This window comes from Streptomyces sp. NPDC057963 (genome assembly GCF_042887155.1).
Classification (GTDB): domain Bacteria; phylum Actinomycetota; class Actinomycetes; order Streptomycetales; family Streptomycetaceae; genus Streptomyces.
Window position 1 is genome coordinate 585,592 of record NZ_JBHVPX010000002.1, and the last position, 24,594, is coordinate 610,185.

General features: G+C 70.0%; 24 protein-coding genes and 1 tRNA gene. 16 read left to right on the forward strand and 9 right to left on the reverse strand.

Annotation, left to right across the window (positions count from 1 at the left end):
• Window positions 1-176: 176 nt before the first annotated feature.
• The 3 genes from ACFVT1_RS06430 to ACFVT1_RS06440 all read left to right on the forward strand — a co-directional run bounded on the left by ACFVT1_RS06430 (window position 177) and on the right by ACFVT1_RS06440 (window position 3,257).
• Window positions 177-1,550: an aspartate aminotransferase family protein gene (locus tag ACFVT1_RS06430; protein ID WP_389793069.1), complete on the forward strand. Its 1,374-nt coding sequence runs from the start codon at window positions 177-179 to the stop codon at window positions 1,548-1,550.
• A gap of 122 nt (window positions 1,551-1,672) precedes the next feature.
• Window positions 1,673-2,422 (forward strand): GntR family transcriptional regulator, encoded by a 750-nt coding sequence (locus ACFVT1_RS06435; protein ID WP_389793071.1) that lies wholly within the window; start codon window positions 1,673-1,675, stop codon window positions 2,420-2,422.
• Between the two features lie 184 nt (window positions 2,423-2,606).
• Entirely contained in the window at window positions 2,607-3,257 is a 651-nt protein-coding gene (locus ACFVT1_RS06440) for a hypothetical protein (RefSeq protein WP_389793362.1), read from the forward strand.
• Between the two features lie 123 nt (window positions 3,258-3,380).
• On the opposite strand, the gene ACFVT1_RS06445 is transcribed toward ACFVT1_RS06440, so the two are convergent.
• Complete coding sequence (locus ACFVT1_RS06445) at window positions 3,381-4,166, reverse strand: SLATT domain-containing protein (RefSeq protein ID WP_389793363.1); 786 nt, start codon at window positions 4,164-4,166, stop codon at window positions 3,381-3,383.
• Between the two features lie 371 nt (window positions 4,167-4,537).
• Here ACFVT1_RS06445 and ACFVT1_RS06450 point away from each other — a divergent pair, with 371 nt between their 5' ends.
• From ACFVT1_RS06450 to ACFVT1_RS06485, 8 genes are all read left to right on the forward strand, one after another.
• Window positions 4,538-4,873 carry a YbaB/EbfC family nucleoid-associated protein gene (locus ACFVT1_RS06450; protein WP_351086067.1) on the forward strand — a complete coding sequence of 112 codons (336 nt, stop codon included), beginning with the start codon at window positions 4,538-4,540 and terminating at the stop codon, window positions 4,871-4,873.
• Window positions 4,874-4,930: 57 nt separating this feature from the next.
• Window positions 4,931-5,530 (forward strand): recombination mediator RecR, encoded by a 600-nt coding sequence (gene recR / locus ACFVT1_RS06455; RefSeq protein ID WP_351086039.1) that lies wholly within the window; start codon window positions 4,931-4,933, stop codon window positions 5,528-5,530.
• Window positions 5,523-5,750 (forward strand): hypothetical protein, encoded by a 228-nt coding sequence (locus ACFVT1_RS06460; protein WP_389793073.1) that lies wholly within the window; start codon window positions 5,523-5,525, stop codon window positions 5,748-5,750. Before recR ends, ACFVT1_RS06460 begins: the two co-directional genes overlap by 8 nt.
• Window positions 5,743-6,402: a DUF5063 domain-containing protein gene (locus tag ACFVT1_RS06465; RefSeq protein ID WP_389793075.1), complete on the forward strand. Its 660-nt coding sequence runs from the start codon at window positions 5,743-5,745 to the stop codon at window positions 6,400-6,402. The genes ACFVT1_RS06460 and ACFVT1_RS06465 overlap by 8 nt, the downstream gene beginning before the upstream one ends.
• Window positions 6,403-7,006: 604 nt before the next feature.
• On the forward strand, window positions 7,007-8,278 hold the full coding sequence (locus ACFVT1_RS06470; protein ID WP_389793077.1) for an aspartate kinase: 1,272 nt from the start codon (window positions 7,007-7,009) through the stop codon (window positions 8,276-8,278).
• A complete protein-coding gene (locus ACFVT1_RS06475) occupies window positions 8,275-9,339 on the forward strand; it encodes an aspartate-semialdehyde dehydrogenase (RefSeq protein WP_389793079.1) in 1,065 nt (354 codons plus the stop codon). Before ACFVT1_RS06470 ends, ACFVT1_RS06475 begins: the two co-directional genes overlap by 4 nt.
• Before the next feature lie 359 nt (window positions 9,340-9,698).
• On the forward strand, window positions 9,699-10,274 hold the full coding sequence (locus ACFVT1_RS06480; protein ID WP_389793364.1) for a SigE family RNA polymerase sigma factor: 576 nt from the start codon (window positions 9,699-9,701) through the stop codon (window positions 10,272-10,274).
• Window positions 10,271-11,632 (forward strand): hypothetical protein, encoded by a 1,362-nt coding sequence (locus tag ACFVT1_RS06485; RefSeq protein ID WP_389793081.1) that lies wholly within the window; start codon window positions 10,271-10,273, stop codon window positions 11,630-11,632. Before ACFVT1_RS06480 ends, ACFVT1_RS06485 begins: the two co-directional genes overlap by 4 nt.
• A gap of 180 nt (window positions 11,633-11,812) precedes the next feature.
• On the opposite strand, the gene ACFVT1_RS06490 is transcribed toward ACFVT1_RS06485, so the two are convergent.
• Together ACFVT1_RS06490 and ACFVT1_RS06495 are read right to left on the reverse strand one after the other, a co-directional pair.
• Window positions 11,813-12,730: an SURF1 family protein gene (locus ACFVT1_RS06490; protein WP_389793083.1), complete on the reverse strand. Its 918-nt coding sequence runs from the start codon at window positions 12,728-12,730 to the stop codon at window positions 11,813-11,815.
• 94 nt (window positions 12,731-12,824) lie between these two features.
• Window positions 12,825-14,774, reverse strand: coding sequence for a S9 family peptidase (locus ACFVT1_RS06495; RefSeq protein ID WP_389793086.1), 1,950 nt, complete (start codon window positions 14,772-14,774; stop codon window positions 12,825-12,827).
• Between the two features lie 71 nt (window positions 14,775-14,845).
• Between ACFVT1_RS06495 and ACFVT1_RS06500 the strand changes: the two genes are divergently transcribed.
• Genes ACFVT1_RS06500 through ACFVT1_RS06510 form a run of 3 tightly spaced genes read left to right on the forward strand, consistent with a single transcriptional unit; the run spans window position 14,846 to window position 16,363 of the window.
• Entirely contained in the window at window positions 14,846-15,682 is an 837-nt protein-coding gene (locus ACFVT1_RS06500; protein ID WP_389793089.1) for a class I SAM-dependent methyltransferase, read from the forward strand.
• A 53-nt stretch (window positions 15,683-15,735) separates the two neighbouring features.
• Window positions 15,736-16,125, forward strand: a complete 390-nt coding sequence (locus tag ACFVT1_RS06505; protein WP_389793091.1) for a nuclear transport factor 2 family protein — start codon at window positions 15,736-15,738, stop codon at window positions 16,123-16,125.
• Window positions 16,126-16,177: 52 nt separating this feature from the next.
• Complete coding sequence (locus tag ACFVT1_RS06510) at window positions 16,178-16,363, forward strand: hypothetical protein (protein ID WP_389793093.1); 186 nt, start codon at window positions 16,178-16,180, stop codon at window positions 16,361-16,363.
• A 76-nt stretch (window positions 16,364-16,439) separates the two neighbouring features.
• Here ACFVT1_RS06510 and ACFVT1_RS06515 read toward each other — a convergent pair whose 3' ends face one another.
• Both ACFVT1_RS06515 and ACFVT1_RS06520 read right to left on the reverse strand, forming a co-directional pair.
• A complete protein-coding gene (locus tag ACFVT1_RS06515) occupies window positions 16,440-17,246 on the reverse strand; it encodes an SGNH/GDSL hydrolase family protein (protein ID WP_389793095.1) in 807 nt (268 codons plus the stop codon).
• 592 nt (window positions 17,247-17,838) lie between these two features.
• A complete protein-coding gene (locus tag ACFVT1_RS06520) occupies window positions 17,839-18,012 on the reverse strand; it encodes a hypothetical protein (protein ID WP_389793097.1) in 174 nt (57 codons plus the stop codon).
• Between the two features lie 346 nt (window positions 18,013-18,358).
• Here ACFVT1_RS06520 and ACFVT1_RS06525 point away from each other — a divergent pair, with 346 nt between their 5' ends.
• Window positions 18,359-18,862 (forward strand): FBP domain-containing protein, encoded by a 504-nt coding sequence (locus tag ACFVT1_RS06525; protein ID WP_389793098.1) that lies wholly within the window; start codon window positions 18,359-18,361, stop codon window positions 18,860-18,862.
• A gap of 73 nt (window positions 18,863-18,935) precedes the next feature.
• On the opposite strand, the gene ACFVT1_RS06530 is transcribed toward ACFVT1_RS06525, so the two are convergent.
• From ACFVT1_RS06530 to ACFVT1_RS06540, 3 genes are all read right to left on the reverse strand, one after another.
• Entirely contained in the window at window positions 18,936-19,793 is an 858-nt protein-coding gene (locus ACFVT1_RS06530) for a carboxylesterase family protein (protein ID WP_389793100.1), read from the reverse strand.
• A gap of 624 nt (window positions 19,794-20,417) precedes the next feature.
• Window positions 20,418-20,491, reverse strand: a tRNA-Pro gene (locus ACFVT1_RS06535).
• A gap of 101 nt (window positions 20,492-20,592) precedes the next feature.
• On the reverse strand, window positions 20,593-21,531 hold the full coding sequence (locus tag ACFVT1_RS06540; RefSeq protein WP_389793101.1) for a metallophosphoesterase: 939 nt from the start codon (window positions 21,529-21,531) through the stop codon (window positions 20,593-20,595).
• Between the two features lie 79 nt (window positions 21,532-21,610).
• Between ACFVT1_RS06540 and ACFVT1_RS06545 the strand changes: the two genes are divergently transcribed.
• A complete protein-coding gene (locus tag ACFVT1_RS06545) occupies window positions 21,611-22,075 on the forward strand; it encodes a GatB/YqeY domain-containing protein (protein ID WP_362193320.1) in 465 nt (154 codons plus the stop codon).
• Between the two features lie 107 nt (window positions 22,076-22,182).
• On the opposite strand, the gene ACFVT1_RS06550 is transcribed toward ACFVT1_RS06545, so the two are convergent.
• Window positions 22,183-24,474, reverse strand: coding sequence for a transglycosylase domain-containing protein (locus ACFVT1_RS06550; protein WP_389793103.1), 2,292 nt, complete (start codon window positions 24,472-24,474; stop codon window positions 22,183-22,185).
• Window positions 24,475-24,594 lie beyond the last annotated feature (120 nt).

Consider the following 24,594-nt stretch of genomic DNA (forward strand, 5'->3'; position numbering starts at 1 on the left):
AGAGGAGTGAACTGCGAAAATCACGATGACAACATGCTGCCATTACGACAATGTGCTGTCAAAGACGAATGGGCGGCACCGACCCGGCACCGACCCGACACCCTGCCCACCAAAGGGCCCCGGGCCATACAAGGTGGCCATGTCGAGCCGTCCCCGGCGCGACCTACGCTCACCGCATGACCCCTCATGCCCCTCATGCCCCGCATGTCGACCCCGCTGCCGGTGCGGCCGTGAAGGCCGCCGACCGCGCGCACGTGTTCCACTCCTGGTCCGCCCAGGGCCTGATCGACCCGCTCGCCGTCGCCGGCGCCGAGGGGGCGTACTTCTGGGACTACGACGGCAACCGGTACCTGGACTTCACCAGCGGCCTCGTCTACACGAACATCGGCTACCAGCACCCCACCGTCGTGGCCGCCATCCAGGAGCAGGCGGGCAAACTCGCCACCTTCGCACCCGCGTTCGCGATCGAGGCACGTTCCGAGGCCGCCCGCCTCATCGCCGAACGCACCCCCGGCGACCTGGACAAGATCTTCTTCACCAACGGCGGCGCGGAGGCCGTCGAGAACGCCGTCCGGATGGCCCGGCTGCACACCGGCCGTACGAAGGTGCTCTCCGCCTACCGCTCGTACCACGGCGCCACGTCCACCGCGATCAACCTGACCGGCGACCCGCGCCGCTGGCCGTCCGACAACGGCTCGGCGGGCGTCGTCCGCTTCTGGGCTCCGTTCCTCTACCGCTCGCCGTTCCACGCGGAGACCGAGGCCGAGGAGTGCGCCCGCGCGCTCCAGCACCTGGAGGACACCCTCGCCTTCGAGGGCGTCGGCACCATCGCCGCGATCATCCTGGAGACGATCCCCGGCACGGCGGGCATCATGACGCCGCCGCCCGGCTATCTCGCGGGCGTGCGCGAGATCTGCGACCGGTACGGGATCGTCTTCGTCCTCGACGAGGTGATGGCCGGATTCGGACGTACAGGCAAGTGGTTCGCCGCCGACCACTTCGACGTGGTGCCGGACCTGATGACCTTCGCCAAGGGCGTCAACTCCGGGTACGTACCGCTCGGCGGCGTCGCCATCTCCGCCGAGATCGCCGCCACCTTCGAGACCCGCGCCTACCCGGGCGGACTGACCTACTCCGGCCACCCGCTGGCCTGCGCGGCCGCGGTCGCCACCATCCACGTGATGGAGGACGAGAAGGTCATCGAGAACGCCGCCCACATCGGCGAGACGGTCCTCGGCCCCGGCCTGCGTGAACTCGCCGAGCGCCACCCGTCGGTCGGCGAGGTCCGCGGCCTCGGCGCGTTCTGGGCGCTGGACCTGGTCCGCGACAAGGAGACCCGCGAGCCGCTGGTTCCGTACAACGCGGCGGGCGAGGCCAACGCGGCGATGGCGGCCTTCGGCGCGGCGGCGAAGAAGAACGGGCTGTGGCCCTTCATCAACATGAACCGCACCCACGCCGTTCCGGCATGCAACGTCACCGAGGCCGAGGCCAAGGAGGGCCTCGCGGCTCTCGACACGGCGCTGTCGGTCGCGGACGAGTACACCGTGTAGCGGCGGGGCCGCACGGCCCGCCCATACGGCGCCCCTCCTCCACACTCTCCCCTCCTCTGCCCGGATCCGGGCAGAGCGACCCTGGCTTAAGGTGATCGAAAGCCGAAAAGGGGAGGGGCGCCATGTGCGCGAGCGGAGCTGTGACCCGCAGTACGCTGCGGCAGCAGATCGCGGACGCGCTGCGTGACGAAGTGCTTGCCGGGCGTTTGCAGCCGGGACGGGAATTCACCGTCAAGCAGATCGCCGAACAGTACGGCGTCTCCGCCACTCCGGTGCGCGAGGCGCTCTTCGATCTTTCCGCGCACGGCCTGCTCGAATCGGATCAGCACCGCGGTTTCCGGGTGCGTGAGTTCACCGTCGCCGACTACCGGTCGATGGTCGAGGCCCGCGCCCTGGTCACCGAAGGAGTCATCCGCGGCCTGTTCAGCGGGCCCCCGCCGGCGGACGCGCAGACGGCGGGGCACCGGGACTGCCTGGTCTCCGTACGCCGCAGGGCCCAGGAGGCCGCGCGGGCCGCCCAGGGCGGCGACCTCGACATCCTCATCGGCTACGACCTGCGTTTCTGGCGCGAACTCGGCGTGCTCGTGAGCAATGCGTACATCACCGATTTCCTGCACCGGCTGGGTGTTCAGGCATGGGTGTTCGCGGTGCCGTATCTGCGCCACGACGTGGGTGCCCGGGAATGGCTCTGGCACGGTCATCCGGAACTCGTCGCGGCGCTCACGCTCGGCGACCACGACGCGGTGCGCGCGGTGATGGACGACTACAACACCCACGCGCTGAACTGGGCGGACCGGCTCGCGGCCGGAAATCCCGCACATCCGGGCCACGGCCCACAGGCCCCGTCCGCCGGTGCGCCGGAACCGCGCTGACCGAGCGACAGCGGACCGCGGCCGGCCCGCATCAGCGACCACCGGCCACTGTGCGCGACGAGCCCACCGCATTACGCTGGCCCGACCGCTGTGAATATTCCGTTGAACCCGTTGAACCCGTTGAACCCGTAGAACCCGATGAACAGATGACGCCGATGCGGCACCCGTGGGAGAGCGAGACTTCGTGGCCTGTGACCTGTGGCTGGTCCCCCTCGTCGATGTGCTGTGCCACAGCCCCGACAATCCGTTCGCCGAAGAGATAGCCGCCTATGACAGGGCACTGGGCGAGGCCGGACTGCCGCCCGTCCCGGTGTACGCCTACATGCCGGGTCTGACCGGCGACGTCGCCCCGGTCGCGGGCTTCGACTACGACGCCCTGCACTTCCTGCGCCGCGCCTACCTGCTCCAGCTCAGCGGACTCGCCGTCACGCCCGTCGACGAACTGGGCGGGGACTACGAGCAGTTGCTGGAGATGTTCGAGGCGACGGCCCGGCAGTCCCACCTGGTCTGGCACTACGACCACGCGGGGGCGTACGTCCCGCTGGACTTCGCCGTCCCGCTCTGCGCCGACGATCTGCTGGAGGGCGGCGGCCCGCTCGGTTCCGCGCACGGGCTGCTGAGGGAGCTGGAGTTCGTCGCCCCGTCCATCGGCATCGACCCGGCGAACCCGCCGGCCGCCCCGCTGCCGCCCGCCGCACCGACATCCCTGGAAGAACCGGCGGCTCCGATTCCGTACGACAACAGTCTGTTCGCCCGCGAGCGGCACGTCTGGCTGGGCCTGCACGCGGCAGCCACGCGCAGCCTCGCTCAAGGCTCCATGATCATCTTCAGCTGAGGCCGGGCCGGAGCAAGGGTCGCAGCAAAGGCCGGAACAACCGGAACAAGGGGCCGGAGCCGGATGGACCGGATCCGGGGCGAGCGGAGACGGCCGCGCGTCTTCGGGGTCCCCGCGGCGGAATCACCGCGGAGACTCCGGAGGCCGCTGCCGCGGCATGTTCGGCCGGGTCATCGTCTGCATCGGGAACCGTCCCGGCTGCACCCCGTGGTCCGTACGTCCGCCGCCGCTGCCCGACGACAGCGCCTGCATCCCCATCGGCGCGGGCCCGGCCCGGAACTCCACCATCCAGTCCGCGGTCTCGGTCCGTACGAGTTCCGTGATGTCCTCCGAGAACCGCCGCAACACCCCCAGGCACCGCTCGGCGGCCTCGCTGGCCGTGCCCTCGGTCGGGCCGAGCACCTCCCGCACGCACTCCGACGCCCAGTCGAACTGCAGCACCTGGAGGCGCCGCTGCACGGCCTGAGCGGTGGCGAGGTTCCTTATCCAGCCCGAGGTCAGGCCGAAGTACCGGTCGCAGGCCATGCACGCGGCGCCCAGCAGCAGCGACAGAAAGCCCCACCCCGCCGCCCCGCTCAGCGCGCCGGTGAGATCGAGCAATGGCAGCGCGGCGCCCGCGACCGCCCCGGCCGCCGTGCCGATCCGCAGCGCCCTGGCCCCGCGCCGCTTCCCCACCCGGTCGCTCAGGTACCAGTCGGCGGTGCGCAGCGCATCGGCCTCGACCCAGCGGTACAGCTCGTCGAGACGTTCGGCGGGTTCGCCCCAGTCGCCGAGCGGGAACGGCGTGGCGGTCAGATCCCGGCCCCGCCCGCCCCGCCTGCCCCGGCCGCGTGCGCCGGAGCCCGAACCGGAGGAACCGGCCGAGCCGGCCGAACCGGGCTCGTTGCGGGGCGGCCCTTCGGGCTGCATCTCCGGCTGACTCACCGGGGTACTCCTCTGCATTCTGCGTAGCGACGCCTGATGTGTGGCGGTGTGTTCGACGGTGGGCTGATCACTGCTCTCCGGCGTGGCCGACTGTCCCGCGTACGTAACCTTGCGTGACGGGCGGTGTGCCTGTGTGTCTGATGCGCATGCTCTTCCTACCGCCGAATGGTGGGCCGTGGAGTCGAAATCGCGGTATTCCCGGGTGTAAGGGGCCTGTGATCAGGTATAGGAGTCACGCCGACGTTGCCTGAACCTCACCCGAAAGAGTTGCTCGCCAGTGGGTGGGGCGCGCTGCGTGGTGACCACGTAGGCTCGGCGTACCGAAACATTTTGTCGTCGAATTGCCAGGAGTGACCGTGATTCCCGGTGGTGGTCAGCCCAATATGCAGCAGTTGCTGCAGCAGGCTCAGAAGATGCAGCAGGATCTCGCCACGGCTCAGGAGGAGTTGGCCAGGACCGAGGTCGAGGGCCAGGCGGGTGGCGGTCTGGTGAAGGCGACCGTGACCGGCTCCGGCGAGCTCCGTGCTCTGGTGATCGATCCGAAGGCCGTCGACCCGGAGGACACCGAGACGCTCGCGGACCTCGTCGTCGCCGCGGTCCAGGCGGCGAACGAGAACGCGCAGCAGCTTCAGCAGCAGAAACTGGGCCCGCTGGCCCAGGGCCTGGGCGGAATGCCCGGCCTCCCCTTCTGACCTGCGGCCCGAACTCGTAAGTTGTATGCATAGCTCAGGACCAGGAAGGCGTTCCCGTTGTACGAAGGCGTGGTTCAGGACCTCATCGACGAGCTGGGCAGGCTGCCCGGCGTCGGTCCCAAAAGCGCGCAACGGATCGCCTTCCACATCCTGCAGGCCGAGCCGACCGATGTGCGCCGTCTTGCCCATGCCCTCCTGGAGGTCAAGGACAAGGTCCGGTTCTGCTCGGTCTGCGGCAATGTCGCGCAGCAGGAGCAGTGCAACATCTGCCGGGACGCGCGCCGCGACCAGACGGTCATCTGCGTGGTCGAGGAGCCGAAGGATGTCGTCGCGATCGAGCGGACCCGTGAGTTCCGGGGCCGGTACCACGTGCTCGGTGGCGCGATCAGCCCGATCGAGGGCGTCGGCCCCGACGACCTGCGTATCCGCGAGCTGCTCGCCCGTCTCGCCGACGGCTCGATCACGGAGCTGATCCTGGCGACCGACCCCAACCTGGAGGGCGAGGCCACCGCGACGTACCTGGCACGGATGATCAAGCCGATGGGCCTGCGGGTCACCAGGCTGGCCAGCGGCCTGCCGGTGGGCGGCGACCTGGAGTACGCGGACGAGGTCACCCTGGGCCGCGCCTTCGAGGGGAGGCGGCTGCTCGATGTCTGATGCCTTCGCGGTCACGACGCCTGGCGTCCGAACGGCCACGGCGTCCGGCGTCCTCGCGGTCACGACGCCCGGCGTCCGAACGGCCACGGCGTCCGGCGTCCTCGCGGCCATGACGTCATCTGATGTTCTTGCGGCGACTCACGACAGCTTTACGTTCAGCGACGCTATGTTCTACTCACCGTTCGCGACCGTGCCCACGGGAGGTCCCTTCGATGTCTGACGCCACGCTGAACTCCGTCACGCAGGACCCCGACGATTTCGCCGTCCAGATCGCCGACCAGATCAAGACGTTCATCGTCGCGGTCACCGAGGTGTCCAAGGTCGAGGAGCCAGAGGAGGCCGTTCCCGTCCTGCTGCTCCAGGTCTCCCAGCTGCTGCTGGCGGGCGGCAGGCTCGGCGCGTACGAGGACATCGTCCCCGACGAGCGCTACGAGCCGGACCTGGGCGCGGAGCCGGACGCCGACGGCCTGCGCGAGCGGTTCGCCGCCCTGCTGGAGCCGATCGACGTCTACTCCGAGGTCTTCGACCCGTACGAGCCCCGCAAGGCCCCGGTCCCGGCCCGTATCTCCGACGACCTGGCCGACCTGGTCACCGACCTGCGCCACGGTCTGGCCCACTACGAAGAGGGCCGCACGACCGAGGCCCTGTGGTGGTGGCAGTTCTCCTACTTCTCCAACTGGGGCTCCACCGCGTCCGCCACCCTGCGCGCCCTCCAGTCCCTGATCGCCCACATCCGCCTCAACCAGCCCCTCCAGGAACTGGACGGCCTGGACACGGACTCGGAGGCCGTCGACGACGACCTGGCCGAGGAGGCGGGCCGGGTGATGGCCGAGGAGATCGCGGGACCACTGGGCCTGCGGCCGGTGCAGTAGCGGCGGCGCGGACCGACCGCCCCCGGCAGCTTCACCCCGTCGCACCGCAGGTCGCCGTCCCGCATGTGTCCCCGCCGCGCGCCGTTGTCCGTGCGCGGTACCCGCCACAGCCCGTCCGTGCCCTGGCGGCCGACGTTCACCGGGGTGCCGGGGTGCTGGGGGCCAGGTGGCCGGCGATGCCGGTCCAGGGATTCGCGCGCGTAGATCGGGGCGTCGGAGCGGGTGGCGAGGCAGGTGCCGCCCGCGTGGGCGGGAGCCGCGACCGGGCGGCGGCGGAGAGAGCCAGGAGCACGGGGAGTACGCGGAGTGCGCGGAGCGGCGTACGCATGGTGGGGGCCTCCGAAGGGCGGACCGCGGGGTTCCGGTCCAGGCTGGAGGTGGACGGCTCGTGCATCGTGGACCCGGCCCACCAGGCGTGTGTGCTGGACCACATACGGGAGTGCGGGCCCGATCGGCGGGCAGCAGCCCCGTACGAGCAGTTCGGGACGACACGCCGATGATCACGTGCTGAGCGGGACATCTCACCATGTGGTATTGGCGGGGCGTTTCCGGACTGCTCGTTAAACTGAGCCGACCGCAGTAACGGACTGAGCGAGGAGCGCACGTGGGCCTTGTCGTGCAGAAGTACGGAGGCTCCTCCGTAGCCGATGCCGAAGGCATCAAGCGTGTCGCCAAGCGAATCGTCGACGCCAAGAAGAACGGCAACCAGGTGGTTGTCGTGGTGTCAGCGATGGGCGACACGACGGACGAGCTGATCGATCTCGCCGGGCAGGTATCCCCGATCCCTGCCGGGCGTGAGTTCGACATGCTGCTGACCGCCGGAGAGCGGATCTCCATGGCCCTGCTGGCGATGGCGATCAAAAACCTGGGCCACGAGGCCCAGTCGTTCACGGGCAGCCAGGCAGGCGTCATCACCGACTCGGTCCACAACAAAGCGCGCATCATCGATGTGACGCCGGGCCGTATCCGTACGGCGCTGGACGAGGGGAACATCGCGATCGTCGCGGGGTTCCAGGGTGTGTCCCAGGACAAGAAGGACATCACCACCCTCGGTCGCGGCGGGTCCGACACCACCGCTGTCGCGCTCGCGGCCGCGCTGGACGCCGAGGTCTGTGAGATCTACACCGATGTGGACGGTGTCTTCACCGCCGACCCCCGGGTCGTGAAGAAGGCCCGGAAGATCGACTGGATCTCCTTCGAGGACATGCTGGAGCTGGCCGCGTCCGGCTCCAAGGTGCTGCTGCACCGGTGCGTGGAGTACGCACGCCGCTACAACATCCCGATCCACGTCCGCTCGTCCTTCTCCGGACTGCGCGGAACCTGGGTCAGCAACGAGCCGCAAGGGGACCAGAAGGTGGAGCACGCGATCATCTCCGGAGTCGCCCATGACGTCTCCGAGGCCAAGATCACCGTCGTCGGTGTGCCCGACAAGCCGGGCGAGGCCGCCGCGATCTTCCGCGCCATTGCGAACGCGGAGGTCAATATCGACATGGTGGTGCAGAACGTCTCCGCCGCGTCGACCGGCCTGACCGACATCTCGTTCACGCTGCCGAAGGCCGAGGGCCGCAAGGCCATCGACGCCCTGGAGCGCACCCGCGGCACGATCGGCTTCGAGTCGCTGCGCTACGACGACCAGATCGCGAAGATCTCTCTGGTCGGCGCCGGCATGAAGACCAACCCGGGCGTCACGGCGGGCTTCTTCGAGGCGCTGTCGGACGCCGGGGTGAACATCGAGCTGATCTCGACATCCGAGATCCGCATCTCGGTGGTCACCCGTGCCGACGACGTCATCGAGGCCGTGCGCGCCGTGCACACCGCCTTCGGTCTCGACAGCGACTCCGACGAGGCCGTCGTCTACGGGGGCACCGGCCGATGACCGCCCGCCGTCCTTCGCTCGCGGTCGTCGGAGCGACCGGGGCGATCGGCGGCGTCATGCTCCAGATCCTTTCGCAGCACGCGGATGTCTGGGGCGAGGTGAAGCTGATCGCCTCGCCGCGTTCGGCCGGCCGCAAGCTGGTCGTGCGCGGCGAGGAGAGCGAAGTCCTCGAACTCACCGAGGACGTCTTCGACGATGTCGACGTGGCGCTGTTCCTGGTGCCCGACGACGTCTCCGCGCAGTGGGCGCCGATCGCCGCCACGAAGGGCACGGTCGTCATCGACGACTCCGCCGCGTTCCGGCTGGACGCGGACGTTCCGCTGGTCGTGCCCGAGATCAATCCGCATGCCGTACGGATCAGGCCGCGCGGCATCGTCGCGAGCCCGAACTGCACGACGCTCTCGCTGATCGTCGCGGTCGGTGCGCTGCATGCCGAATTCGGCGTGCGGGAACTGGTCGTCTCCTCGTACCAGGCGGTGAGCGGAGCGGGCCGCGACGGCGTCGCCGCGCTGCGCGAACAGCTGTCGCTGGTGGCCGGTACGGAACTGGGCACGAAGCCCGGGGACGTGCGCCGGGCCGTGGGCGACACGGAAGGCAGTCCCTTTGCCGCACCGGTGGCCCTCAACGTGGTGCCCTGGGCCGGGACCGAGGCCGGGGGCGGCTGGTCGTCGGAGGAACTGGCGATCCGCGAGGAGTGCCGCAAGATTCTGGACCTGCCGGGCCTGCGGGTGGCGGCGACCTGTGTGTACGTACCCGTCGTCGCGACGCACTCGATGTCCGTGCACGCGCGGTTCGAGAACGAGATCGCGGTCGAACGGGCCCACGAGATCCTGGCGACGGCACCGGGCGTCGTGCTGTACGACAACCCGGCGGCGGGGGACTTCCCGACACCGTCCGACGTGGTCGGCACCGATCCGACCTGGGTCGGGCGAGTGCGCAGGTCGCTGGACGATCCCCGGGGTCTGGAACTGTTCGTCTGCGGCGACAACCTCCGCAAGGGAGCGGCGCTGAACGTGGCGCAGATCGCCGAATCGGTGGCCGCCGAATTCCCCCGGTCCTGATCGAACCTGTTTTGTACTCTCTGTGAATGCCCTGTGAGCAAGTTGAAGGTCTGAACCTCTTGAGCTGGGGTGTCAGGGTGTCCGACGATGACCTTCCGGCCCGGTGCAACCGCTGGCCGGAAAGCGCGCGTCTATGCGGTCACCTCTTGCGCGGCGGGGCGCGCATTCGGGGCATTCGGGGAAGAGCAGGTACGTATGAGGGCATGTCGCACCGCGTCAAACGCGGTGCCGCGCGCGTACAACCCTGACGGGGGGAAACGTGTCCAACTGGCGTGGCAGAGGTTCTCGATATCACAGTGGTGGGCCCCCTGCGCGGCGCTTCGGTGCGACCGCTCAGACGGCCCCGCGCGCCCGGCGGTATGCCGGTGATCGCGCCCATGCCCGCTGCGCGTCCCGCACGCCTGCCGTCGCAGCGCGAGGGCGCTGAGGAGGGCGTGGCTGCCGGAACCACGGTCGACCATCTCACCGAGACCTACCGTGCCCACTACCGTTCGCTGCTCGGCCTTGCGGCGCTGCTCCTGGACGACACCGCCTCGTGTGAGGACGTGGTGCAGGAGGCGTTCATCCGCGTGCACTCGGCGCGCAACCGGGTACGGGAACCCGAGAAGACACTCGCGTATCTGCGCCAGACCGTCGTCAACCTGTCGCGCTCCGCGCTGCGCCGCCGCATCCTCGGGCTGAAGCTGCTCTCCAAGCCCATGCCGGACATGGCGAGCGCGGAGGAGGGCGCGTACGACCAGTTGGAGCGGGACGCGCTGATCAAGGCAATGCGGGGGCTGCAACGGCGCCAGCGGGAGGTGCTGGTGCTGCGTTACTTCGCGGACATGACGGAGGCCCAGGTGGCCGAGACACTGGGCATATCTCTGGGCTCGGTCAAGGCCTATGGCTCGCGTGGGATCGCGGCGCTGCGCGTCGTGATGGAGGCGCAGGGATGAGCCGGCGCGACCACGGGAACGAGAACAGCCGCGAGCGCGACCACGGGAACGGGACCGGCCGCGAGCGCGAGCCCCGGAATGACCGGACTGGAAACGGAATGGTGAACGACGGGCCGGAACGTGACGGGCCGGAGGACTACGAGTCGGGGAACGGCGAGTCGGGGAACGGCGAGTCGGGGATCGGCGAGTCGGGGATCGGCGAGTCGGGGATCGGTGGGCCGGGGATCGGCGAGTCGGGGAACGGCGGGCCGGAGCGCGTCTCGCAGGTGAATGCGGCCGCGGACCCGGGTGCGCACTCGGACGCGGGCGGGGGTGCGGCCCCGGGCGGGGGTGCGGATCTGGACGAGGTCGCGCTGCGCCGCATGCTGCGCGGGGCGGTCCAGCACATCGAACCCGGTGACGGCACCCTCGACCGGCTGCAGCGCGCGGTGCCCGCCCGTCGTGCCAGGCGGCGGCAGGCCGTCGTCGGCATGGCAGCGGCGGCGCTGCTCATCGGCACGGCCGTCCCCGCCTTCGTCCATGTCGCGAACTCCGACGGTTCGGACGCCGCCAACCCCGCGATAGCCGGACACGGCGAGCAGGCGCAGGGCGGCAACGGCACCGAGAACGGCTCGGCGGCCGGCGGGAAGAGCGACGGCGGCAACACCGACGGACAGGCCGACGGCGGCCCGGACCACCCCGCGAGCACGAGCAGCCCGTCCGACGGCCGCGGCCAGGGCACCGGCGGCGGCCTGGCCGGTGGGGTCTCCGACCCGGCCGGCTCCGCTGCGGCGGCCCTGCCGAACTGCGACCCGGGACAGCTCTCGGTCGCCTCGGCCGAGACGGGCGCGGCCGGCGCCGACGGCACGGTGTACGGCACCTTCCGGATCGCCAACGTCTCCGGCACGGGCTGCTCGGTGAGCAGCGGCGGCAGTGTGGGCTTCCAGACGATGGGCGCGGCCGACCCGTCCAGGATCACGGTCGTCCAGCACACGGCGGGCGACGCCGCGTCCGGGCTGCCCGACCCCTCGCAGGAGCAGGCGACGGTGCTGCTGAAGCCCTCCATGGCGTACGAGGTGAAGTTCGCCTGGGTACCGAAGGACACCTGCCCGACCTCCGGAGGTTCACCGAGCCCGACCCCGACGGGCGGTACGGACGGCGCGGGTGGCGCCACGGCCGCCGGCCCCGGTGCGGGTACCTCGGACGGGGTCACTGACACGAGTCCGCAGCTCGGCAGCGAGGACGGCGGCGGGACGTTGGAAGGCAGCGTCGCCGTCACACACACGCCGGAAGCGGGAGCGCCGGTCGCGGAGACGAAGATCGCCAACGCCTGCGCGGGCACGATCTACCGGACCGGGGTACTGGCTCCCGAGGCGTGACGGGCCGGGACGGGTCGGGACGGGATGCGGCGCAACGCAGCGCGACGCCGCACGAGGCGTGCGCGTACGGCGCAGGCCGTATGACACAGGCCGTATGACACAGGCCGTATGACACAGGACGCATGACTGAGGGGGTCCGTCGGCCGATTCGGCGGGCGGACCCCCTCACATGTGTACGGCCTAGACGGTGCCGACTCTCACGTCGGGGTCGGCGGGGTCGGCAGGGTCGGCGGGGCGGGCGCCCGCCGCCGGGTCCGCGCCCGCCGCCGGGTTCGCGCCCGCCTTGTGGTCCACGTCCACATCCGTCCCCGTATCCGTCCCTGCGTCCGCATCCGCGTCCGAGACGAGGCCCAGCTTCAGGTCGCGCACCGCTTCGGCCTCGCGGCGGACCAGCCGGAACCACATGAAGAGCACGAACCCGGCGAAGACGAACCACTCGCCGGTGTAGCCGAGGTTCTGGAAGGCCTTCAGATCGAGTCCGGTGCCCTGCGGCGCGGCGGCCGGCACGGGACGAAGCGCACTGGTGGCGCCGCTGTCCTGGAGCGTCACCCATGCGTCGTAGACGTCGTACGGGACGAGGTTGACCAGGGACGCTGCGCTGATTATGCCGAGCTGGCCGTCGGGAAGCCCGCCCGCTGCGTCGACGCCCGCGGTGCCGGCGTTCTCGGACGCCTGGAGATCGCCGGTGACCTTGACCTCGCCGGTCGGCGCGGCGGGCACGGCGGTGCGGCCGGGCTCGCCGGGTAGCCAGCCGCGCACGACCGGCAGGGCCTTGCCACTGTCCGTACGGAGCAGGTTCAGGACGTAGAAGCCCCGCTCGTCGTCCAACTCCCGGCCGGGCACCAGGAACTGGTCGGCGTACCGGCCGGTGGCCGTCGCGGGGCGGCCGGAGGTCACGGTGTCGACGGGCAGGAGGTCGTCAATCGGCTTGGCGGCCCGCGTGCCTGGGGCGGGCTGCTTCTCGGCGGCCTCGTGCGTCTGCACGCGGTCCTCGAAGCGGCCGAGCTGCCAGGTACCCATGAAGACGCAGAACGGGATGGCCAGCACGACGAAGAGGTTGATCCCCCACCATCGCGGGGTCAGCAGAAACCGGTACACCCCTCCACGGTACGGTCCCCGCTCCGGCCGCCCGGCGCGGGGTGCCGACAGATGTCCGGCGGCGGTGGTCCGGGCGGGCCGGGAACCGGCGTCCCTACTCGCCGGACGGGCCGGGCCGCGGGGACAGGTGGCGTCGGGCGAAGTCGAGTTCCAGGCGGACCTGCTTGATCCGCTCCTCCACGACGAGCGAACCGTGCCCCGCGTCGTACCGGTAGACCTCGTGCACCGCGTCACGGGCCTTCAGCCGGTCCACGTAGTTCTCGACCTGGCGGATCGGGCAGCGCGGGTCGTTGACGCCCGCCGAGATGTAGACCGGTGCCCGGACGGCGTCGACGTACGTCAGCGGGGACGAGGCCTCGAAGCGTTCGGGAACCTCCTCCGGCGTGCCGCCCAGCAGCGTGCGGTCCATCGCCTTCAGGGCCTCCATCTCGTCGTGATACGCCGTGACGTAGTCGGCGACCGGGACCGCCGCCAGGCCCAGGGCCCAGTCGTCCGGCTGCGTACCGAGGCCGAGCAGGGTCAGGTAGCCGCCCCAGGAGCCACCGGCCAGGACCAGCCTCGCCGGGTCCGCGAGCCCGGACTTCACCGCCCACTCCCGTACCGCGGCGATGTCCTCCAGCTCGATCAGGCCGACCCGGTGCTTGAGCGCGTCCGTCCAGGCACGGCCGTATCCGGTGGAGCCGCGGTAGTTGACCCGGACGACCGCGTAGCCCTGGTCCACCCAGGCGGCAGGGCCGGAGGCGAAGGCGTCGCTGTCGTGCCAGGTCGGGCCGCCGTGGATCTCGAAGACAGTGGGGAACGGCCCCTCGGCCGGGGCGGCGGGCCGCTGTACGAGCGCGTGGACGCGGCCTCCGGGCCCGTCCACCCACACGTCCTCCACGGGCACGGACGCCGGGGCCTTCGCGCCGGGCGGATCGAGCACCACCGCGCCCGAGGTGGACCGGATGACGGGCGGCCGCGCGGCCGACGACCACAGGTACTCCACCGTGCCGTCCGGCCGGGCCGTGGCACCCGACACCGAACCGGCGGGAGTCTCCACCCGGACGGGAGCGCCGCCGGCCCCCGGCTCGTACCGCCACAGGTCGCTGCGGGCCTCGAAGCCGTGCACGATCAGCAGCGCGGAGGCGTCCGGATACCACTCGGCGCCCAAATCCCCTGGCAGATCGATCGCGAGATCCGTCTCCGTGCCCGTCATCGGATCCCAGATCATCGGCTCCCAGCGGCCCCGCCGCTGATGCCCGACCAGCAGCCTGGTGTCTCCGGCCACGGGCGCGAAGCCCAGCACGGACAGGCCCAGCTCCTTCGTACCGCCCTCGGTGTCGTCCAGCTCGGCGACCGTCGACCCGTCCGGCCGCACCACGCGCAGCGCGGAGTGCATCGCGTCGCCGTGCTCGGTGTGCTCCAGGGCGATCAGCGTCCCGTCGTACGAGAGGTCACCGACGCCCGCCGACTCACGGTGCCGGTAGATCTCGACAGGCGCGGTCCCGGGCCGTACGACATGGACCGTCGTCCCGTCCTCGTCGGTCGAACGGCCGATCACCGCCGTACCGTCGCGCCCGATCGCGAGCCCGGCCGGGTACGAGGCACCGAGGCCGGGGGCCGCCGGCTCGTCCACCGCCTCGTCACCCCCGCCGCCGTGGAACGGCTGACACATCCACACCCCGAACTCGTCCCCGTCGGTGTCGCTGAACCACCAGATCGACTCGCCGTCCGGTGTCAGCACGCCGTCCGTCGTGCCGTTCGGCCGATCGGTCACCTGACGCTGCTCGCCGGTGGCGCGGTCCCACGCGTACAGCTCGTACGTGCCCGTGGCGTTGGAGACGAACAGGGAGCGGTCCGGCGCGTCCTCCGCCCAGTCGGGCAAGGACACCCGGGGAGCCCGGAAGCGCTGCTCCCACTTCGGTGCGGAAGTGGTCGCGGTCGGTGCGGAAGACGCCTCCGGTGCGGCTTCAGGTGGCGTTCCGGAGGCCGTCCCGGAGGCCGTCTCCGGTGCGGAAAGGGCCGCAGGTGCGGTGGGGGACGTCGAACCAGTGATCTCAGTCATGCCGTCCATTCTGCGCCGGAACGCCGACAATTCGTTCGCATCGCCCCCAGCCTGTGGATAACCTCCCGGGCATGTACGCATCGACCCCTGCCGACTGGCACGAGGCCAACTGGGCGCGCTGGGACGAGCGGGTCCCCATCCACGCCGTGAGCGACTTCTACGACCTCGAGTCCTTCCGCGCGGGCGAGGACGCCCTGCGCGACTTCGAACTCGTCGAGGTCGGGGACGTCACGGGCAAGTCCCTGCTGCATCTGCAGTGCCACATCGGGGTCGACACCCTCTCCTGGGCCCGGCACGGCGCCACGCGCGTCGTCGGCCTGGACTTCTCCGAACCGGCCGTCGAGACAGCGCGCGGCCTGGCCCGCGAGCTCGGGTTCGCCCCGGACCGGGCGGCGTTCGTCGCCGCCGATGTCCACGACGCCGTGGAGGCCGTCCCCGACGCGTCGTACGACATCGTCTACACCGGTGTCGGCGCGCTGAACTGGCTGCCCGACACCCGGCGCTGGGCCGAGATGGCGGCTTCACTCGTGGCGCCCGGGGGTTTCCTCTACCTCGCGGAGTTCCACCCGATCACGGACTGCCTCGACGACTCGACCGGTGCGAAGGTCGTGCACGACTACTTCAGCCGCGACGCGTGGGTGGACGAGACACCGGGCACGTACGCCGACTTCGACGCACCGACCGTCCACAACCGCAGCGTCGAATGGCAGCACCCGGTCGGCGACGTGGTGTCGGCGCTGGCCGCCGCCGGACTGCGCATCGAGTTCCTGCACGAGCACGACTTCTCGCTCTTCGCCCGTTTCTCGTCGCTGCAACGGCAGGGCGGCGGCTTCTACCGCTTCCCCGCCGACCGTCCGCGCATCCCGCTGATGTACTCGATCAAGGCGTCGCGGCCGGCCGGCGCCTGACCGGAAGCCGGCACTCAAGGCCCGTTGTCAGTGGTGGGGTTCAGACTCGAACCATGACCACGACTGCTGATCTGCGCGCCGCGGTGGAGACGTACTGGACCGCGGCCGACCACCGCGACTGGGACGCCTTTGCCGCGACCCTCGCCGACGACGTGCTGTACGACCTGCCGCTGACGCGCGAACGCATCCGCGGGAAGGAGGGGTACGTGCGGTTCAACCGGGAGTACCCGGGGGACTGGCGCGTCCGGGTCGAACGCGTCGTGGCCGACCGGGAGGGGCGGCAGGCCGCTGTCCGGACGCTCTTCACGGTCGGTCTGCAGGAGTTGCACGCCGTTCACTTCTTCACGTTCGACGCGGAGGGGCGGATAGGCGGGATCACCGACTTCTGGCCGGAGCCGTACGAGCCCCCGGCGGGCCGTGAGCACCTCGTGGAGCGGTACTGAGGCGGGAGGGCGGAAGAACCGTGGGCGCCGGGGATATGGGAGGCCGAGGGGGATGGCCCGGCGGACCGCGGCGCTCGATACGACTCCCGGTACGGCTGATGGGCTGCCGCGGCCACCGGACCGCTGGGTGGGCTGCCGCGGCCACCGGACCGCTGGGTGGGCTGCCGCGACCACCGCCGTACCCGCCGCCGCGGCTGCCCTCGCCCTGCGCGGACCGGGCGCCGTCGCCGACGGCTGAATGCGACAGGGGTGCGGCGGGCCGCCGGAGCATCCCCGGCAGTCCGCCGCACCCCTGCACCTCCGTCGTCCGCGTCCTACACGGCCGAGCGGAGGGCCGGGAGATAGCCGCCCGACTGTCCGGCGGCCTTGGGGTGGTACGAGTTGTAGACCGGGATCGACACGCTGTGGAGCCACGCGTCGCCGGAGCACAACTCATGTCCGGTGAACTCGTCCACCACGCTGGAGAACGTGAACCCGGCATTGGCCGCCTGCTTGGCGATGACCCCGTTCAGGACGTCGGACGCGTTGTTGATGGCCGACCGCTCCTTCTCCGAGAGGCCGGCGATGCAACTGCCGCTCAGCTGGTAGAAGCGCGGGTAGCCCAGCACCACGACGTGCGCCTGCGGGGCCCGCGACCGAATGGAACCGTAGAGCGAACTGAGTCCGGACGGCAGTGAGTTCTGCATCTGCGACACGGCCGTGTTCACGCTGCCCAGGCAGGTGGCCTCGCTGGACAGTACGCAGTCCTGCATGACATCGGCGAAGCCCACGTCGTTGCCGCCCGCGGTGACGCTGACCAGGCCGGTGGACGAGTTCAGCGCGCCCAGCTGGGTGCCGGCCACCGAACTCGTCGTGGCGCCCGAGCAGGCGACGAACGTGAAGGAGGAAGGTGAGTTCGCAGCTGCCCAGAGGTAGGGGTAGGCATTGGTGCTGCGGCGGCAGTCGCCGCTGTCGGAGAGGTAACTCCCGGCGCCGACACCGGACGAGTACGAGTCGCCGAGAGCGACGTACCCGCCGGCGGCGGCCGAGGAGCTTGCCGAGGCCGGCTGGGCGATGCCCAGAGCGGCCGCGGCGGCGAGGACCAGGGTGGATGCGGACGCCCAGAATCTCCGTACTGACATGGCTGTCAGCCCTCCGAAGTGTGGGGGGTGGGTGGGGGGTTGGTTGAGCGCCACGTTTCTAGCAGCTACTGGTACTCGCCGGTAATAGCTGCGGAAGAACCGGTCTGATATGCCCGAATGATCGTTCGGGTGGCATGGCTCCGCGCGTAGATAAACCTCTGGTTGCCCCTGGATCTGCACGAGGCGCGTGCAGGTGCGCAATGCGTGCACGCAGGCCCGGGTGCCATGTCCTCGTGGGTGCACAGGCCCGGGTGCCATGCCCTCGTGGGCGCGCACGTCCGGGTCTCGTGCCGTCATGGATGTGCATGCATGCCGTCATGCCGTCATGCCGTCATGGGGCTGAGCGTCGGCCGTCCTGGCCTGGCGCCTGTGCGCTTCGGCCTGGGCGTCGGCCGTCCCGGCCCGAGTGCCGCGTGCGTCGGGCTGGTGGTCGATGGCGATTCGCTACGGGCGTGCGGGTACGTCCTCGGGTGCGCGCGTGGCCTTCCCTCCGGCCGGACACGTGCCGTTGCGCGCAACGAAAACCGCCCTCTGCGGTGGCATCCGGCTCGGGGATGCCACCGCAGAGGGCGGTTTTCGTGGATCTACGGGATCAGTTGTGGCCGAACCTCCGCTGCTTCCGGTGGGAGACCTGCTCAGAGATCGCGTGCACCGGGTTCGGGTCGGCTGGTGGCTGCTGCTTCTGCTCCTTCGTCTCCGGAGCGGCGCTGCGTTCGTGGCCGCCCGTACGGGCCCCCCGGTTCTGCCGACTCTGTTTCTTGCCCACGATCGTGCCTCCTCTAGAGGATCTAGCGGATCTGGTGCTGCAAGGACGATGGGCCACTTCCAGATTCACATGTGTGTGCAAAGGGTGCATTTCGGGTGGTTCTTGTCAGGAACGCTTACGTCGGCTCCCGCCAGGGGGCGGGCCGCGCCCCCGGCCCTCGGTGCCGTGCATGACAAGGGTGGCGGGCGCCGCAGGGCGTACGGGCCGACACCCCGGGGCGTACCGGCCGGCCCGCGGCCCGCCGGGCGTGGTGGCGCTCGGGCGGGGGGTTGGGGCGGGCCCTGGCCGACGTACCAAGCGAATATTGAGATGCGGGCCGGCCGGGGCGGACGTAGCGTCGACGCCCGTGGACCCGCTCACTGAGAAACAGATCCGCTCATCCTTCGTGAACTGCACCAAGGGCGATGCGGTGCGACTTCGACTGCCGCTCGACTTCGCGGAACTGCCTTGGGACGACCTGGACTTCCTGGGCTGGGTGGATCCGGGAGCGCCGTTGAGGGCACACCTCGTGCTGCCCCGGGTGCAGGGCCCGCTGGGGGTCTCCCTGCGGATACCCTCCGTGAAGCGCACCAGCGCCATGAAGTCCAGCATGTGCCAGGTCTGCCTGACGGGCCACGCCTCCTCCGGGGTCTCGCTGCTCGCCGCCCCCCTGGCGGGTGCCCGGGGTCGCGAGGGCAACACGGTCGGTATCTACCTTTGCGGAGACCTCGCCTGCCCCCTGTACGTGCGTGGCAAGCGGCAGCCGAAGCTGCCTTCCGGGCGATACGAGGAGTCCCTGAGCCTGGACGAACGCCTCGCGCGCATGTCGGACAACCTGGATGCCTTCGTGGCCAAGGTCACCGGGGTGTGAGCTCCGGCTGTGACCGAGAGGGGTCCCGGCTGCATTCGGTGCGCGGGCCGGGCCCATTCACCGGATCACCGGATCACCGAAGGTTCTTCCAGAAGGCGTAGTGGTGGTCGGTCGCGAAGTCCGCGCGCTTCCAGGCTCGGGAGGACAGGGTCTGCGTGTATCCGTGCTCACCGCGGAAGGCCGGCCAGCTCGTCCGGCCCGAGGCGGCGAAGGCCACACAGGTGTGAAGCATCCGGTCGCGGAACCGTGACTGCTCGTCCTGGACGTTCTCGAAGAGGGCGAGGTCGAACAGGTAGGGCAGTTCGGCCATGCGCTGTGCGCGCTGGCCGAAGCTGGGGGCCGGGTACCCCTTGAACCACGGGGTGTCGCGCTCGCTGAACTCGTACATCCGCGTCGGGGTCCACGTCGACAGCAGGCGCGCGGTGTCGAGCGTCGGGACCGACCACGTCACGTCCGTGCGGACCGTGGCCAGGGCTTCGCCCGCCGAGGCGAACCCGCTCAGGGGGTAGCGCCCCAGTGCGGCGTCGGCCCGGTCGAAGAGTCCTGCCGACAGGGGCGAGGCAAGGTGGTCGCAGACGCTGTAGCCGCCGGACTGGCCCACCGGGAGCCCTTGCGGCTGCGTGCAGGCGGCGCCCGGGGTGGTCGCCTTGCGCACCCCGGTCCAGGCCGCGGCGGGCTCGGGCCCCCTCCAGCGCCGTTCACCGACGGACGGGGCGGCGTACGGGATGCTCTGGAAGCTGCGTACTCGGTTGTGGGTGCCGCCGCGCACCTTGCCGTTCGTCGTGCTGACGACCGTGCCGCTGTTCTGCCCCGGCTGGGCCGAGGCGGCGGCCTGGACAGGCCCCCACCCCGGTCCCAGGCCCAGGACCAGGCTCAGGACCAACGACAGTGCGGCGAACGGCCACTTGGAGACGCTCTTGGCGTGTGCCATGGCAAGGTCCGTAGAAGGCTGCGCGCGATCGCCGCCGATCTCGGAAGGCCGGGTCCAGCGGGCCGAGGTGTACTCGATGCGGTCGAGGGGGAAGCGCCTGCGCAGGAACGGGACGAGCGCCGATCCGGCGGTGACGCCACCGGGGGACGGTGACGCGGATCGCGCCGGTGATGAGGAACGCGGCGGAGGCGCGGACGGTGGCAGCCCTGGGAGGCGTGGCCTGTCTTGCCACGGCGTCGGCGATGGCCGCCACACCGGCTGCTCACGTCGCAATGCGCTCCAGTTGCCCAGCGCACCCCGCGCGGCAGAAGAGAGGTGCCCGCAGGGTACGCGGAGAAGTGTGCCGGCTACTGGCGTGGCCGTTACAAGATCGAGGACGGAAAGTACGGCTCGGTCACCGACCCGCCAGTAGTCCGTCACCGCGCCGCAGGCAAACGGCGTCCGGATTCGCAAACGCGCAGGTGTGAGATGTGATGAGCGACGGTCGCCATGATGACGCGGTGATCGCGTGCCGGGAGAAGCCGACCAAGATCTTCTCCCAGATTTCTCCCAAACGCTCTCCAGGAACCACTCAGGGGCCTGATCCACTAAGTGGATCAGGCCCCTGACCTGGTATTTCAGCTGTCGGGGTGGCGGGATTTGAACCCACGACCTCTTCGTCCCGAACGAAGCGCGCTGCCAAGCTGCGCTACACCCCGATCGTCACCGGTGTCCCGGCGACATCGATTACTTTAGCCCACCCGCGCCCGCAGACGAAATCCGGTTTATGTGCAGCTGAGGGCGAGGGGGCCGCGGGCGCTCAGGCGCGGGGGGTCAGGGTCAGCAGGGTTGCCTCGGGCGGGCAGGCGAAGCGGACCGGGGTGTAGCGGTTGGTGCCGCAGCCCGCGGAGACGTGGAGGTAGGCGCGGCGGTCCTCGACGGAGTGGGTGGAGAGGCCCTTGACCCGGTCCGTGTCCAGGTCGCAGTTGGTGACCAGGGCCCCGTAGAAGGGGATGCAGAGCTGGCCGCCGTGGGTGTGACCGGCCAGGATCAGGGGGTAGCCGTCCCTCGTGAAGGCGTCGAGGGAGCGCAGGTAGGGGGCGTGGACCACGCCGATGGAGAGGTCGGCACCCGTCTCGGGGCCGCCCGACACCTCCGCGTAGCGGTCGCGCTTGATGTGCGGGTCGTCCAGGCCGGTGAAGGCGATCTCCAGGCCGTCGGTCTTGAGGCGGCCGCGAGTGTTGGACAGGCCCACCCAGCCCGCCTCGTCGAAGGCGTCGCGCATCGGCTCCCACGGGTTGTGGACGACGCCGACCGCGGGGGCGTTCCCGTTGAGACCGTGCTTGCCCTGGACCTTCTCGAAGAGGTAGCGGGCGGGGTTGCGGAGCTTGGGGCCGTAGTAGTCGTTGGAGCCGAAGACGTACACGCCCGGGAACTCCATCAGCGGGCCGAGCGCGTCGAGCAGCTCGGGTACGGCCTCGGGGTCGGAGAGATTGTCGCCGGTGTTCACGACGAAGTCCGGGCGCAGGCCGGCCAGCGACTGCAGCCAGGCGCGCTTCTTGCACTGGCCGCTCACCATGTGGATGTCGGAGACCTGGAGTACGCGCAACGGGCGTGCCCCGTGCGGGAGTACGGGGACGGCCACCCGCCGCAGGCGGAACGAGCGGGCCTCGAATCCGGCGGCGTAGGCGAGGCCGGCTGCGCCGACCGCTGCGCCGACTGCCGTGACTTTCAGGGGTACTCCGTAGCGTGCGCGCATGCACCCATCGTCGCAGACACCGTGCGCCGGGAAGAAAACCGGCGGGCGGCGGATGCCCCGTACCTGCCACAATCAGCACATGACCACGCTCAAGTCCAAGCTCAAGGAAGACCTCACCACGGCCATGAAGGCGCGTGACGAGCTGACCTCGTCGACGCTCCGGCTGACCCTCACCGCCATCACGAAGGAGGAGGTCAGCGGCAAGACGGCGCGTGAGCTCTCCGACGACGAGGTGCAGAAGGTGATCGCCAAGGAGGCGAAGAAGCGCCGCGAGGCGGCCGAGGCCTTCGCCCAGGGCGGCCGCACCGAGCAGGCCGAGCGTGAGAAGGCGGAGGGCGAGATCCTCGACGCGTACCTGCCGAAGCAGCTGAGCGACGACGAGCTGGGCGCGATCGTGGCGTCCGCCGTGGAGGAGGCCAGGGCCGCGGGGGCCGAGGGGCCGCGGGCGATGGGCGCCGTCATGAAGATCGTGAACCCGAAGGTCGCGGGGCGCGCGGACGGCGGCCGGGTGGCCGCTGCGGTGAAGAAGCTCTTGGCGGGCTGAGGCCGGGCACCTACCCATACGAAGAGGGCACATGAAGGTGGGGCGCCCCGGATCGGGAGAAATACCGATCCGGGGCGCCCCACCTTCGTGCGCGTGAGCCGTACGGGTCAGGGGCCCTGCGTGCCGCTGTTGGTCTGGCCCGGGTGGTCGCCGTTGTTCCCGCCGAGCAGGTTCGACGGAAGGCTCATGCCGGGGAACGGGGTGTTGCCACCGGGCTTCCCGCCGGGCTTTCCGCCAGGCTTGCCACCGGGCTTTCCGCCAGGCTTGCCACCGGGCTTGGAGCCGTTGGTGCCCGGATTGCCCCTGTCCTCCTCGTCGCCCTCGTCCCTCTGCGGATCCGGGATGTCGACGGTGTTGAAGGGCGGGGCGGCCACTCCATTGAGGGCTCCCGTCATCGCGTCACGCCAGATCGGTCCGGGGACCTGTCCGCCGTACACCTTGTCCTGGTACACGCCACCGATGGTGATGCGCTCCATCTCGACGCTCTGGGACGGGCTGCCGACCCAGACCGCACCGGACATGTTCGGGGTGTAGCCGACGAACCAGGCGTTCTTGCGGGCGTCGGTCGTACCGGTCTTGCCCGCGTTGTCGCGGCTGTCGAGGCCCGCCTCCTGACCGGTACCTGAGTCGACCACGCCGCGCAGCAGGGTGTTGATGGTGTCGGCCGTCGTCTGCGACATCGCCTGCGAGCAGCTGGTCTTCGGTACGGGGAGCGAGGTGCCGTCCGCCGCCTTGACCGACTCGATGGCGATCGGCGTGCAGTACGTACCGCGGTTGGCGAAGGCGGCGTAGGCGCTGGCCATCGTCAGCGGCGACAGACCGTTGGAACCGAGGGTCAGTGTGGACGGGTTCTGCGGCAGCTTGGTGCCGTCGCCCTGCACCACGCCCAGCTTGTCGGTCATCTGCGAGACCGGGCACATGCCGATGTCCTGGAGCATCTGCACGAAGTAGGTGTTGACGGACTTCTCCATCGCCTGCTTCAGCGCGTACGGCCCCTTCTCGGACTCGCTCTCGTTCTCCAGGTGATACTTCGGCACGCCGTCGTTGACCCACGGCTTTCCACAGGACCGCACCGTGTCCGGGTAGTCCATCTCGTACGGGGAGGGGTAGACCTGGGTGGCCGACTTACCGCCCTCTATGGCCGCCGCGGCGAGGAACGGCTTGAACGTCGAACCGGTCGGGAAGCCGTAGTTCGAGCCGCCCATGCTCTTGTTGACCGAGTAGTTGTACTGGGTCTCGTTGGACCCGAAGCCGTACGGCTTGGACTGGCCCATTCCCATGATCTTGCCGGTGCCCGGCTGGACCAGCGTCACGGCCGTTGCGACCTTGTCCGACTTGTAGACGTGGCTCTTGATCGAGTTCTGCACCGACTGCTGGGACTGCGGGTCGAGCGTCGTACGGACCGTCAGACCGCCCCGGTTCCAGACCTTGGCCCGGTCCTCCTTGGTCTTGCCGAAGGCCGGGTCGGTGAGGAAGACGTTGCGTACGTAGTCGCAGAAGAAGCCCGCGCCGCTGACGGCCGTGATGCAGCCGTTCTTCGGCTTCTTGACCTTCAGTTTGATCGGGTTCGCCTTGGCCTTGTCGGCCTCGGCCTGGGTGATGTCACCGACGTCGGCCATCCGCTGGAGCACGGTGTTGCGGCGCTTGGTCGCCTCCGCCGGGTCGTTGACCGGGTCGTAGCGGCTCGGCGACTGCACGATGCCGGCCAGCAGCGCGGACTCCTCCAGCGTCAGGTCCTTCGCCGACTTGGAGAAGTAGCGCTGGGAGGCGGCCTCGACGCCGTACGCCTGCTGCCCGAAGAAGGTGATGTTCAGGTAATTCGTCAGAATCCTCTTCTTGCCGAGCTTCTCCTCGACCTGGATCGCGTACTTCAGTTCCTGGATCTTGCGGCCCAGTGTCTGCTGTGTGGCCTGCGCGACCTTGTCCGGGTCGTCACCGGCCTCCTCGACGAAGACGTTCTTCACGTACTGCTGCGTGAGCGTCGACGCGCCCTGCGCGGTCCCGCCCGTCTGCACATTGCGGTTCAGTGCGCGCAGGATGCCCTTGAGGTCGACCGCTCCGTGCTTGTAGAAGCGGGCGTCCTCGATCGCCACGATCGCCTTCTGCATATACGGCGAGATGTCCTTCAGCTTGACCACCGTGCGGTCGCGCGAATACACCGAGGCGATCATTCCGCCCTTGCTGTCCAGGATCGTGGTGCGCTGGCTCAGCGGCGGAGTCTGGAGATTGGCCGGGATCTCGTCGAATCCCTCGACCGTTCCCTTGGTGGCGAGCCCCAGTGCTCCGGCGGCCGGCAGCGCGATGCCCGCGAGCACAACTCCGGAAAGTGCGGCGACACCGAGGAACTTGGCGGCCTGCTGGGTCGTCGTGAGACCCCCGCCCGAGCGCTTCTTTGGCATGGGGGCAGCCTACGTTCTCATTCGCCGGACACACGTATATGCCTTGGCCTAAGCTGCTCTCAACTGTCACAGCAGTCCGGTTCCGTATCAACCCCCGTGCATGATCCGGCCACGCGTTCA